Here is a 13,268-nt window from a genome sequence, read left to right on the forward strand (position 1 = left end):
ATTTCAGTCTGCGTCGCTTAGGTAAACCACCTCGCGCCCCGGGAATGCGGCGATGATTGCCGCGTTCTGCTCTGGCCCCATGTCGTTCAGGAATATCGGCTTGTCTGGCGGCAGGAATGGGTCATTGAGGTAAAGCGCAGACCCGATATCCCCTTGTGTCGAGACAAAGACCAGTACGTTGCCCAGATCGGCGGCCTCGACCTGCCGTCGGATGTCACCGGTATACCCGCCATACCCGTCATATTTGGAAATGCCGCGCCAGGATGTGAAAGTGACCACCGAAATCGCGCATAACAGCACGACAATGCAATGCAGGCGCCCGCGATACTGCTCGGGCAGCCGGTCATTGATCGCCTCGATCCCGGCAGCGGACAGAACCAGAATAGGCAGCAACGCCGTATGCCAGTAACGCGGGCCAAGATAGAAAGTGCCCGTGAACCAGTAGAAGAACAGAACCCCCGCAAGAGCAGCAAAGATCACCAGCATCGCCCGGTCGAAGCCTGTCAGCTTTTTACGCCAGATAACGGCGATCCAGATCGGAACCAGTGATCCAAATGCCCAGCCCAGAAGCTCGAGGTTGAGCGATGCAATTGCGTTGATCAGGTTCAATACCGCCTCAGCGGGGCTGTGGCCGACCCAGATATCCAATGCCCCCCAGCTTTGGGCCGGAGGGCCCACATTATCGCCAAATCCAAACGCGTTTTGCGTGTCCGGCCACAGGCGGCTGAGATAGTCGGCCTGTGCGGTCAAAAGCGGATCACCCGTGATTGCATAGTTAAACAGGAAAACGGCAGACCCGGACAGGATGCCTCCGACACCGCAGGCAAGCACCTGCCCGATCCCGCCGGGCAATCGGCGCAGCAGCCACAGACCTGTCAGGCCCCCGACAATCAACCCGTCCAGTGGTCGGGTCACAAACCCCCAACCCAAAGCCAAACCCGCAACAAGCGCCAGCAACACGGCGCTGCGGGTCGACCCCTGCCCGGCCCGCAGCAGGCACCACCAGGCCAGCAACACCGTCACCAGCATAAGCGCGTGGTTCATCAACGTGGCCCCAACGGCCAGAACCCAGGGTGAGGTCGCCATAAGCAGCGCAACCATATCCGCGCGTTCGCGACTAATAGTGCGGCGGACAATGTCATGTGCAAGCCAGACCGCAACCCCGGTCAGGACCGGATTGATGACCCAGGGCGCCCCGATCAGCACCCCAAAGCTCAGAACGACGGCCCAGCCCTGCGCGGGAACGCCAAGCCATTTTCCACCCGTGACATCGAACAGGTAATATTCCAGCGCCGGTTGCGCCACCTCGGGCGGGGCCGGGCTCCAGAGCGCACCAGCCGCAAAGGTGCGCGCCTGAAACAGATAGGCAAGCTCATCCTCGACATGAGGAACCCGATCAAACGCGGTCCAGGCGAGAAAGGCGCTGGCCAAGGCTGCAAATATAGCAAGACCGCCCGCCGGGATACGCGGTATCTGGTTGGGCCCGGCGATGGCAAACATGGCCACAATCGTTGCCATCTGCACCAGTGATAATGCGCCACCTACGCCGACCTGCAGACCATAGGCCACGTGATAGCCATAGGCCACATATGGCGTTGCCGACAAGCTGAACACCGCGACCAGAACCAGCAAAAGAAATAGGCGAAACACCCCTGCTCCGGTAACAAGATTGCCGATAGCGGCACGGCCTGCCGGGCGTATCAGAACGAGGCCTGTTATCCCCGCCTGCGCCGCAAGTATTGCCAGCATGATCAGGTTTTCAGGTGGATCTGCAGAAATCTCGAGCCGTGGGAACCAAAGCGGTTGCGTCAGCCAGAGCCGGGCAGCACTGCCCAACAGAACCGTTGCGCTCAGAACGCCAAACAGCACCTGCCCGCGCGTCCAGAAGAAACCCAGAAAGCCCGCTGCGGCCACAACCATAACCCCAAACCATATACGCAATTCGGACAGGGTGGCGTTGGTAACCGGTGTATCATCAGCCCAGACCGGGCTGGCACAGAACAACAGCGCCAGGACAAGACAGCCCTGCTGCACCCGGTTCGAACGGAAGATCATGCCAGATGCTCTTCTCGGGTCAGGGCGGGATCCTGCGCGGGGCCTTCAATATTTATGCGCTCCTGCTCGGTAACGATGGGGCCCCCACGCACCTGATTGTGGATCGAGGTGATATACTCGCCCAACATCCCGATAAACAGCATCTGGATGCCCGACAGGAAGAACAGAGAAACGATGATGGTCGTCGTCCCGCGCGGGGCCTGATCGGGATTAAAGAAAAACAGCACCGCAGAGATCAGGGAAAACAGGATACAGCCAGTCGCAATCACCAACCCGCTGATCGTGCAGAACCGCATCGGGGCGCGTGTAAAGGAAAAGATCGCATTCAGCGCCTGATCGGTCAGAGCCATCAGACTGTGCTTGGTCAAGCCACTTTTGCGGGCCTGCCAGACATAAGGCTTGATGATCCGGCGGAAACCGCAGCTGGCAATGATGCCGCGGATATAAGGGTAGTGGTCGTTATGCGCCAGCACCGCCTCAAGCACCTTGCGGTCGATCAGTTGAAACTCTCCGACCGATGGCTCCAGCCACACATCCGACAGCCCGTTGACAATGCGATAGAAGATGCCGCGCGCGTTGCGCATCACGAACCCTTCTTCACGGGTGCTGCGGGCCCCGGCCACCACGTCATAACCGCTTTCCCAAAGTTGAACGAATTCGGGGATCATCTCGGGCGGGTCCTGCAAATCGACGGGCAACATGACGACAACCCCGTCTCCGGTGGCATAGCGCAGCCCGTTGAAGGTTGACCGGAACACCCCGAAATTGCGGGCATTGATCACCACCTTCACATCCGGGTCTTTCGCCGCGATCTCGCGCAGAATCTCTACTGTCCGGTCCGAAGACGCATTGTCGATGAAAATATGCTCGCGCCTGTAACCCGGCAATTCCTTATCGAAAATTGCCTTTACGGTTTCATAACAATTCGCCACGTTGTCTTCTTCGTTGAAGCATGGCGAAACAATAGAAATTTTTTTCATATCTTTATTTAACATCAAACGGCACCGTTTACCCCACCAATACCCGGGTACAAGCATACCATCCCGCGAAGTTCGGGATTCGCACAACACCTAAGCTACAGAAATATTTTACAATACCGTGCGTCCTCCGCCACATAGAGAGTGAAATCAGCCCGCATCGGTAACAATCACGCGGGGCTATTGTTTCTTATGCACTTACTTCGTTTAGTGTGTCCGAAAATTGTAAACTGACAGCCAATCATATGAACCGCAAAATCCGCAATTCGCTTTTTAAGCTCCACACCTGGCTGGGCCTGCATCTGTCGCTTTTTTTCGCGTTCATGTTTCTGACCGGAACATTGCTGGTGGCTGCGATCGAACTTGAATCGATTGGCCGTACCGCAATCTGGACCACCGCCCCCAAGGAAGAACGCACCGCCAGTTTCGGAACGATCTATGACGGTATCAAAGACGCGCATCCCGAAAGCCGCATCTTTATCATCCATAAACAACCCGCACCGTGGTTTGTGGACCGCACAGCAGCCCACACAGGTTGGGGGGAAAAAGTCAGCTTCTGGACCGACCCTGCCACTGGTGCAGTTGTCGATGAAACGCGCCCCGTTGGCTTTCGCAGCATCCTGCGTGACCTGCACGACACGTTCCTGACCGGGCAGCGGGTCGTATTCATGCTGGTCTGCGCCACCTCAATCATACTGCTGTTCCAGATCATCAGTGGCCTCATCACCTATCGGCGCTTCTGGAAAGGGTTTTTCCGCTGGCCCAACCGCGCAGGCGGATTGCGGTCCTGGGCAGGCAGCACACATCGGTTAACTGCGGTCTGGACGGTGCCGTTGCTGATTATAACGACCGTAACCAGTTTCTATTTTCTGTTGGGAAGTCTGGGGCTGGAAGGCAGCAGCCCGCATCCCAATCCTCCGGTCCCTCGTGACACAGCTTTGCCTGCCAATCTTGACGCAGCACTTATTGACCAGGCCGAAGCCCGGGCGCGCGAGGCGCTGCCGGGGTTTGAGCCTTTCCTTATTTTCCTGCCGGACAAGAAAACCGACAGCATCAACTTTTTTGGAGACACGGACGGCCATTCCGGTTTTTTCGGGCCGGGCAGTGTATTTATCGACCCCGTAACGCTAGAGGTTCTGGGGGCTTTTACACCGGATGACACCGGTGGGCTGACCTATTTGAAACCCTTGATGGACATGCTGCATTTTGGCACCTGGGGCGGTGGGTTTTCGATGGCGTTGTGGATCGTTCTTGGCCTGATTGCCAGCGGTCTGGCCTTTACAGGTGCCCTGATCTTTGCAGCCCGGATTGCCCCTGATGCCACCCAATATGGCCCGCTCAGACGTATCTGGCGCGGGATGGGCTGGACCCGGTGGGGCTACCTCCTTCTGTTGGCGGGCATTCTGTTCACGGCATATTACCGGTTTGGTCCCGATTCTCACGACAGGACCCGGGCTTTCGCAATTGATGCCCCCCCTTCGGTCGCTCGGCTGGTTATGGATACCCCTCTCCGACGCGGTACAGATCTTGAGGTCCAGTTGCGGATCGGCGAGCCGGATGTTCAGGCTGCGGTGATCGAAATCAACGGGGATGAAACCCAATCCGTCGATTTCACACAGACCGGCGGCAGGGCGATAGCCTCTTTTCAGCTATCGCCCTCGGAAGCCGAAAATACGATCATCGCCCGCCTGCAAAAATCGGACGGAGAGGAAAAATCTGTCACCTTCCGCCTCGGTGCGCCAATCTGGTAGCCGTCAGCGACGCGGCCCGGAGGGCTATCCTTTGGCTTCTTGCGGACCGGTTTCAGCCTCCGGTTCCTCATGCGTGCGGATCATCGTGATCAACAGGCGCAGACGGCTGCGTTGAAACACAACGGCAAGCAGGAAGTAGACCACGATCCCGGTTGCCGTACCGATCAGAAGGATCAAAATCTGGGACATCGTTTCCATTTTCCACACGACCCCAAACACGACCGCCGCCATTCCCGCCGATAACAGTAGCGGTGCGAGGTGCTGTCGCATCAAAACCATACCGGACAGCCCTGCTATATGTCCCAGATTGGCAAATTTGAGCGGCCAGATCAGAAGGAAAACGACCACAAACCCGGCCGTTACCACCGACAGGTCATAAGGCGCGGCCAACACAATGACCACTGCGGCCAAGGCGACCTCGATCCAGGAAAGAGCCGCCAGACGACCGGGCTGGCCGGCCGCCAGACAGAAGGTCTGCTGCACTTTTTCCACGCACAGATACATTCCGAACACGGACATCAGGCTCAGAACCGGGGCCGCCGGAGCCCATTTCTGCCCGAACAGCAACACCAGCGCGGGTTCAGACAAAACCGCCAGACCAGCAAAGGCAGGGAATGCCAGAAACCCGGTCAGGCGCATGACATCCAAAAGAAAGTCTGCCGCCCGCCCGCCATCCCGTGCCACTGCGCCAAAGGCGGGTTGTGCGACAGTGCGCAAGGGCGTGATCATCAGGAACGAGGCCGTTTCGATCACCCGCCATGCAATCGCAAAATATCCTGCCTGGACTGGTCCCAGCATTGCGCCAATGATCACCGCAGGTGACTGAACTGCGGCCAGTTCGGCCGCGCGCAGCCCCAGAATCCGATGGCTGAAATGCAGAATCGTGCGCATGTGTTCACGTGACACATTCAGCGCCGGTCGCCAGGACACTGCCCCCCAGGCCATCACGATATTGGTCGCCGTCATCGCAAGACGCTGACCCACAAGACTCCAGACACCGTATCCCGCCAGGGCCATGCCGACGCCGACAACGCCTCCGACGGCCGCGCCGAGGGCCGCGCGGATGGCCAGAACGCGAAACCGCATCTCCCGTCGCAGGATCGCCACCGGGACCGCCGTCAGTGAAATCATCAGAACCGTTGGGGACAATCCGATCAACAATCCAGACGCAACGGGCTCATTGTAGAAACTTGCGACCGGTCCCGCGCCCAGAAAAAGCACAACAGTCAGAACTGCGCCCAACACGGCCAGCAGCCAGAAAACCGAGTTCAATCGCTCGGGTGACAATGCGTCATGGGTCAGCAGAATGTCCGAGATTGTCTCGCGCACCAAAAATTCAGAAAACAGAACGAAGGCTGCAACCATTGCCAGAAGCCCGAAGGCTTCGACCCCTAATATGCGGGCAAGAATGGCAAAAATGATGAAATTGAACGCCTGCTCGACCCAGATTCCAGCCGACATCCAGGCCACTCCGCTGGTGAAACTCTGCCGCCCTGACATCGATTTCCTTCCTGTCGTGCGATCCGGCCATTTGCCGGTGCGTTCATCGCCTTAAAACACCGCATCTGGCTTATGTGGAATCAACAAATACAAAACTTGACGCTGAAACGGTCGAATTTGGTCAAATTTATTGTCTATGTTCAGTCTGAACGTGTTCGAATACTATGCGCAATGCAGGGAATTAGCCCTGTCGCGTTCAGTGTGTCACGCATATCATACAGGTGCACACAGGGCAGGGATTATTGAGTGAATAAAAGGTTTTCATTTTCATGAACAAAGTTGCCGAGCGGATTGACGCGGAACATAGCGCGACGGATGCCCCGGACACATCAGGCATGAGCCTGAGCGTGGTCATCCCCGCCTATAACGAGGAAAACGCTGTCCGCCACACGGTCGAGGACGTGCGCACTCATCTGGAACCGCTGGGCATTCCCTACGAGATCATCGTGGTGGACGATGCCAGTCAGGACAACACCCGCGCCGAGGCTGAGGCCAGCGGGGCCACCGTCACCTTCAACGACGTCAATTCCGGCTATGGCGCCAGCCTCAAGCGCGGCGTGCGGATGGCGCAGCATGAATATGTGGCCATTCTGGACGCCGACAGCACCTATCCCGCACGTTATCTGCCCGGCATGCTGGCCATGTGCCGCGATCAGGACATGGTCGTGGGTGACCGGGGCGCGGCGATGAAAAACGTGCCATTGCTGCGCAGGCCGGCCAAGAAATTCCTGTTCGCCTTCGCCTCATTCCTGGCCGAACGTAAGATCAACGACCTGAACTCGGGCCTGCGGGTGTTCCGCAAATCCGAACTGATCCCGTTCCTGCCGCTCTTGCCGCAGAATTTCTCATTCACCACCACGATCACGTTGTGCATGACCTCGAACAGCAAGCGGATGATCTATACACCGATCGAATACGGCAAGCGGGTCGGCAAATCGAAAATCCGGCCAATCGACTTTCTGAACTTCATCATCCTGATCCTGCGTATCAGCACCCTGTTCAATCCGCTGCGGGTGTTCATCCCCCTGGGGTTGGCGTTCTTTGCTCTGGGCAGTGCGACGTTGGTTGTCGATATCATACGCTGGAACCTCAGCGAAACGGCGGTGTTCTCGTTTCTGGCCGCGATCATGATCTGGTCGCTGGGGCTGATTGCCGACATGATCTCGCGGCTGCATCTCAGACCGTGAGATGAGCGGCGACATGCTTTCCGATCCTAGTCAACGGCGCTGGCTGATCCGGGTTACCGGATCCGCTTTGGTTCTGGCCATTCTGTTCTGGATCCTGCCAGCCGACGCGATTTTGGCCGCACTGAAGGCGATCCCGGTCTGGGTCTTTGCCTGCGTGCTGGTTCTGTTCCTGTTGGCCCATGTAGCGGCGGCGCTGAAATGGTGGCTGCTGCTGGGGCGCGGGTTTCCGGCCCCGCTGGCCATCCGGGCGCATTTTGCAGGTCTGGCCGCCAACCTGTGCCTGCCCGGCGCGATTGGAGGTGACACAGTGCGCGCCGGTCTGGCGCAAGCCGCGATGAAGGACGGGGCGCAGGTCGTCGCGGGCGCAACCGTGGATCGCCTGATTGACATGGTGGCCCTGTTGACCCTGTCTTGCCTTGGTCTGGTGCTGACATGGGAAAGCGCCGCAGGCGGGCAGACGATCTGGCCGGTGGCGCTGATCCTGTTGGCGGCGCTGGCGGGGATGGTTGCATTGCCGCGCCTGTTACCCTTGCCCTGGCGCTATGTCCCGTCTCTGCCCGGTAGAGGCTTTGCCCATCGTCTGGCCGAAGCGCTGGCCGGGATGGGCCGCAAACCCGGCACGCTGGCCGTGGCCTTCATCGCCTCGGTGTTGATCCAGCTCTTGCTGGTCCTGCTGGCCTGGTGGCTGGCCATCGCTGCAGGTGTCGATGTGGCAGCAGGCCCGTGGGTTTTCGCCTGGCCGCTGGCCAAGATCATCGCCGTTCTGCCCGTATCCCTGAACGGGCTGGGCCTGCGCGAAGCGACACTGGCCGGTTTTCTGGCCCCCCTCGGCGCCAGCGCCCCGGCCGTGGTTGCCGCCGGGCTGGTCTGGCAGGTTGTTCTGTTTACAGCGGGCGGGTTAGGCGCGCTGGTTCTGACCATGTCCGGGATGCGGTTCAGCGCCCCGGCAAATTCCCAAAAGGAAGAGTGCAAGTGACGGATGTTCCCCGACCCACAGGCAAGGACAAGCCTGAGATTATTATTCTTGGGGCCGGCCCTGCCGGTTTGGCTGCGGCCCACGCCCTGACCAAACAGGCCAAGGTGACCGTGATCGAGCGCGCCGCCATCGCAGGTGGCAACTCGGCCTCGTTCCCGGTCGAAGGGGTGATCTGCGATTATGGCTCGCACCGGTTCCACCCAGCCGCCGAGCCCGAGGTTCTGGAGGATGTGAAAACCCTGCTGGGCGACGATCTGCTGCTGCGTCCGCGCCACGGGCGCATCCGGCTGGGCGGCAAGTGGATTCACTTTCCGCTGAAACTGACCGATGCGCTGATGCGCCTGCCCAAACCCTTTGCCGCGTCGCTGATCGGAGACATGGTGCTGAAACCCTTCCGCAAGAAAAGCACAGGCCCCGAGACATTCTCGACCGTGCTTTATGACGGGTTGGGGCCGACAATCTCGGACAATTTCTACTTCCCTTACGTGCGCAAGCTTTGGGGTCTGGACCCGGACAAGCTGGCGGTGAAACTGGCCGAGCGGCGGGTCGGCAGCGGCTCGGTCGGCAAAATCCTGATGAAAATGCTACGCCTGCTGCCCGGGCTACGCAGTGAAACAGCCGGGCGGTTTTTCTATCCGCGCAAGGGGTTCGGGCAAATCTCGGACGCGATGCGGAACAGTGCGGAAAGCAACGGGGCGACCTTCCTGTTCAACACCGAGATCACCTCTATCGACCGAGAGGGCGACCGGATCACCGGCCTAACGATCCGCGAAGGCGATGGTGAGCGGCACCTGACCGGCGATCTGATCCTGTCGACCATTCCGCTGACCGGGCTGACGCGCCTGATCAGCGCCCCCCCGCCCGAGGTGGTCGAGGCCGCCCGCGCGATCCGGTTCCGGGGCATGATCCTGCTGTATCTGGTGCTGGAGACCGACCAGTTCACCGAGTTCGATGCGCATTACTTCCCCGAACTGTCGATCCCGATCAGCCGCATGTCCGAGCCCAAGAACTATAACGCCAGTGGCGAACCCAAAGGCGTCACCGTGCTGTGTGCCGAACTGCCCTGCGACCCGGAAGAAAAATGGTGGTCCATGTCCGATGAGGAACTGGGACAGGAGTTCACCAAATGGCTGGGCCAGCTGGGTCTGCCCGTCACCGTTCCGGTACGGCATTGCGAAACCCGGCGGCTGAGCCATGCCTATCCGGTCTATGATGTAGGCTATGAAGAGCGGTTCGACACGGTTGATCAGTGGCTCTCGGGTATGGACGGATTACTGGTTTTCGGGCGTCAGGGCTTGTTTGCCCACGACAATACGCATCATGCTTTCGCGATGGCCTATGGCGCGGCGGATTGCATCGACGGCAAAGGCAATGTCGACCGCGCGAAGTGGAACCGGTATCGCGAGGTCTTTGCCACCCATGTGGTGGAAGACTGACCCATGCCCGCCTGGCAGGCCGATATCCTGATGTACCATTCGATCTCGGATGCGCCGGGACCGACCTCGATCGCGCCTGAAGTGTTCAAGGCGCAGATGCAGGCGCTGGCTGATGCGAACTTGCCGGTGGTCACGCCCGATGCGCTGCCGAACCCGCCTGCCCCCCGTGTGGTCATCATCAGCTTCGATGACGGGTTCACCGATTTTGCCGACACCGCCTGGCCGATCCTGCGCGATCACGGGTTTTGCCCGATCGTCTATCTGCCCTCGGGCCGGATGGGAGGCACCGATAGCTGGGCTGGCGGTCATGTTCCTCCCCGTCCCCTGATGGGCTGGGACAAGGTCGAAGCACTGGCCGGTGAAGGCGTTCAATTTGGCGCGCACAGCGTCACGCATCCCGACCTCACCACGCTGGAGCCCGCGGCACTTGAGGATGAAATAACCGGACCCGGTCAGGATATCTCGGCCCGGCTGGACCAGCCCATCCGCCATTTTGCACCACCTTATGGGGCCTCAAACCCGACCGTGCGCACCCGGATCGCGCAGCATTACGACACATCGGTCGGCACCCGTCTGGGCGTCGCCACAGCAGGAGATAACCTGCATGACCTGCCCCGGCTCGAGATGTTCTATTTCACCGACATCGCCCGCTGGCGCGCGCATCTGGCCGGTCGCGGCAAACCCTATCTGGCCGCACGCAAAATGCTGCGCGGCGTGCGGGCGGCAATACGGGGGAAGCCTTGGTGAACAGGTCTTTTTTCTCCCGCGACTATAGCCGGAGGTGCGCGGCGGGTTGTACACTCCGGCACAGTGGTTCTCAACAAGTGACAGGTACGAACATATGCATATTCTGATTACCGGAGGCGCCGGGTTTATCGGCTCTCATCTGACGGAAAGACTGATAGCGGATGGTCATGCCGTCACGGTTCTGGACGACCTGTCGACCGGGTTGATGTCGAACCTGACCAGTGTTGCGGACCACCCGGATTTCACCTTCGTCAAAGGCAGTATCCTGGATCGCCAGCAGGTTGCCGATCTGGTTGGCCCGGCGGATGTGGTATTTCACCTGGCGGCGGCTGTCGGGGTGAAACTGATCATGGACGAGCCCAGCCGGTCGATCCTGATCAATGTCGCAGGCACCGAGAACGTGCTGGACGCAGCGCTGGTGGACAAGACGCATACCTTCATCGCCTCAAGCTCTGAGGTCTATGGCAAAAGCACAACGTTCCCCTTTCAGGAAGAGGGCGACCTGACCATTGGTGCCACCCGCAACCTGCGATGGTCCTATGCCTGCGCCAAGACGCTGGACGAGTTTCTGGCACTGGCCCATGCACGGGAATCCAACCTGCCAGTCACGGTTCTGCGGTTCTTCAACACCACCGGGCCCCGACAGACCGGGCGCTACGGCATGGTGTTGCCCAATTTTGTCAAATCCGCGCTGGAAGGTGCACCGCTGATGGTGCATGGCACGGGTGAGCAATCACGCTGTTTTGGTCATGTGGCGGATGTGGTCGAGGCCATGTGCAGGCTCATGACCCTTCCGGATGCGCGCGGTGACGTCTTCAACGTCGGCACCGATCAGGAGGTCACGATCCGCGCACTGGCCGAACAGGTGATCCGCACAACCGGGTCCAGTTCAGAAATCCAATGCGTGCCTTATGACACGGTCTATCCCGAAGGGTTCGAGGATATGCAGCGCCGTCTGCCCGATGTCTCAAAGCTGCAGCGTGTCACCGGGTTCCGCCCGATGCGGACGCTGCAGCAGATCATTGATGACATCGTTGCCGAGATGAAACGCCCGGTCCCGGCATGAGGCCAAATTCCGGGCAATGGACAGGTCGCGCCCCGTGACCGATCTGGTGATCGGATCGGGGCCGGCTGGCGTGTCCGTGGCCAAGGCTTTGCTGGACCGGGGTCGTCAGGTTCTGATGCTAGATGGCGGGCGCGGGTTGGAATCTGCGGCGCAGGACCGTCGCGATCACCTGGCCTCTGGTGATCCCGACAGCTGGTCCGCCGATGATGTTAAGGCCTGGCAAGCTCCGCAATTCGACACGCCACCCGGGCAAGTGCGCCGGTTCGGATCGGATTTCGCCATGGTCCCCGGGGCAGAGACACTGACGACACCGGATCAGATCGGGTTGCGCGCCTCGCACGCCACGGGAGGGTTGTCTAACCTGTGGGGTTCGGCGGTCTTGCCCAACCGTGCCGCTGACATCACGGACTGGCCGATCGGGATGGATGACCTGTCGCCACACTACCGGGCGGTTGCAGAATTCCTGCCGATCAGCGGCCGGGTGGATGACTTGCAGGCTCTGTTCCCCGATTTTTCAATGCAGGACCGGACCCCGCTGACCCCATCCCCTCAGGCCGAACGATTGCTATCAAGTCTGGAGCGTCGCAAGCCCGAGCTTTCGAAACTTGGTGCCCATACCGGGGCTGCGCGGCTGGCCGTTGCGGCGGGCTGCCGGTATTGTGGTCAATGTCTGCATGGTTGCCCCTGGGGTCTGATTTACGCCTCTGGGCAAACGCTGGAAACGTTGCGCTTGCATGCTGGCTTTCGCCATCGCGCAGGTCTGGTGCGCCAGTTCAAAGAACAGGCCGATCATGTCCTTGTCACGCTGCAGGATGGCGAGACTCTGCAGGCCGACCGCATCTTTGTCGCCGCCGGAGTTCTGGAAACGGCCCGTTTGCTTTTGACCTCATCCCCGGACCCGGGGGGGCGTCTGCAATTGCAGGACAGTCAACATTTCTTTCTGCCCAGCCTGCACCGCTGGCGTGCGCCGCGACGCCCGGATCGAAAACCCTATCACACCCTGCCACAGCTTTTCATCGAACTGGATGATCCCGAAGTCTCACCCCATCTGGTGCACGCGCAGGTCTATACCTGGAACGAGTTTTACGCGCATGATCTGATTAGCAGCTATGGCGCGAGGTTGCCCGGATCTGCCCCTTTGTGGCGGATGTTGGCAAAGCGCCTGATTGTGGCCCAAGCCTTTCTGCATTCCACTCATTCCGCCCGGATCAACCTGACGCTGGCCGCCGATGGGCGGCTTGCTCTGGTGGTTGAACGCAATGACGAGACCGAACAGGTTATGGTCCGTGCCACCACGCGCATGGCTCAGGTTTTGAAACTGGCAGGGCTTACCCCCCTGAGCTTCGCCCGCCGTCCGGGCGATGTGGGCTCCAGTTTTCATGTGGGGGGATCCGTCCCCATGGCAAAAGCGCCCCGCTTGGGGCAATCCGACATCCTTGGGCGACCTAAAGGGCTGTCGCGTGTGCATCTGGTCGACGCCTCAAGCCTGCCCAGCATTCCGGCCACGACCATCACCTTCTCGGTCATGGCCAACGCCCATCGGATTGGTACGCTGGCCCCCTGACGACCGGTA

Annotated in this window: 10 protein-coding genes; 7 read left to right on the forward strand and 3 right to left on the reverse strand. The window is 59.8% G+C overall.

What is annotated here, in order from left to right; translation table 11 throughout:
• Positions 1–3: 3 nt before the first annotated feature.
• A complete protein-coding gene (locus ACR0K4_RS19160) occupies positions 4–2,055 on the reverse strand; it encodes a glycosyltransferase family 39 protein (RefSeq protein ID WP_480855281.1) in 2,052 nt (683 codons plus the stop codon).
• On the reverse strand, positions 2,052–3,092 hold the full coding sequence (locus tag ACR0K4_RS19165; RefSeq protein WP_480855282.1) for a glycosyltransferase family 2 protein: 1,041 nt from the start codon (positions 3,090–3,092) through the stop codon (positions 2,052–2,054). Before ACR0K4_RS19165 ends, ACR0K4_RS19160 begins: the two co-directional genes overlap by 4 nt.
• 185 nt (positions 3,093–3,277) lie before the next feature.
• Here ACR0K4_RS19165 and ACR0K4_RS19170 point away from each other — a divergent pair, with 185 nt between their 5' ends.
• Positions 3,278–4,783 (forward strand): PepSY-associated TM helix domain-containing protein, encoded by a 1,506-nt coding sequence (locus ACR0K4_RS19170; protein WP_480855284.1) that lies wholly within the window; start codon positions 3,278–3,280, stop codon positions 4,781–4,783.
• Positions 4,784–4,807: 24 nt separating this feature from the next.
• On the opposite strand, the gene ACR0K4_RS19175 is transcribed toward ACR0K4_RS19170, so the two are convergent.
• Positions 4,808–6,283 (reverse strand): lipopolysaccharide biosynthesis protein, encoded by a 1,476-nt coding sequence (locus ACR0K4_RS19175; protein WP_480855285.1) that lies wholly within the window; start codon positions 6,281–6,283, stop codon positions 4,808–4,810.
• Positions 6,284–6,552: 269 nt separating this feature from the next.
• Between ACR0K4_RS19175 and ACR0K4_RS19180 the strand changes: the two genes are divergently transcribed.
• The 6 genes from ACR0K4_RS19180 to ACR0K4_RS19205 all read left to right on the forward strand — a co-directional run bounded on the left by ACR0K4_RS19180 (position 6,553) and on the right by ACR0K4_RS19205 (position 13,259).
• Positions 6,553–7,470 carry a glycosyltransferase family 2 protein gene (locus ACR0K4_RS19180; RefSeq protein WP_480855286.1) on the forward strand — a complete coding sequence of 306 codons (918 nt, stop codon included), beginning with the start codon at positions 6,553–6,555 and terminating at the stop codon, positions 7,468–7,470.
• Between the two features lie 13 nt (positions 7,471–7,483).
• Complete coding sequence (locus ACR0K4_RS19185) at positions 7,484–8,446, forward strand: lysylphosphatidylglycerol synthase transmembrane domain-containing protein (protein WP_480855288.1); 963 nt, start codon at positions 7,484–7,486, stop codon at positions 8,444–8,446.
• Positions 8,443–9,882 (forward strand): protoporphyrinogen/coproporphyrinogen oxidase, encoded by a 1,440-nt coding sequence (locus tag ACR0K4_RS19190; RefSeq protein WP_480855290.1) that lies wholly within the window; start codon positions 8,443–8,445, stop codon positions 9,880–9,882. The genes ACR0K4_RS19185 and ACR0K4_RS19190 overlap by 4 nt, the downstream gene beginning before the upstream one ends.
• A gap of 3 nt (positions 9,883–9,885) precedes the next feature.
• Positions 9,886–10,629 carry a polysaccharide deacetylase family protein gene (locus tag ACR0K4_RS19195; RefSeq protein WP_480855292.1) on the forward strand — a complete coding sequence of 248 codons (744 nt, stop codon included), beginning with the start codon at positions 9,886–9,888 and terminating at the stop codon, positions 10,627–10,629.
• Positions 10,630–10,723: 94 nt separating this feature from the next.
• Positions 10,724–11,695: an NAD-dependent epimerase/dehydratase family protein gene (locus ACR0K4_RS19200; protein ID WP_480855294.1), complete on the forward strand. Its 972-nt coding sequence runs from the start codon at positions 10,724–10,726 to the stop codon at positions 11,693–11,695.
• 34 nt (positions 11,696–11,729) lie between these two features.
• The gene (locus ACR0K4_RS19205) at positions 11,730–13,259 is read left to right on the forward strand and encodes a GMC oxidoreductase (protein ID WP_480855295.1); all 1,530 of its coding nucleotides are present in this window, start codon (positions 11,730–11,732) and stop codon (positions 13,257–13,259) included.
• Positions 13,260–13,268 lie beyond the last annotated feature (9 nt).

The sequence above is a fragment of the Ruegeria sp. K11 genome (genome assembly GCF_056531905.1).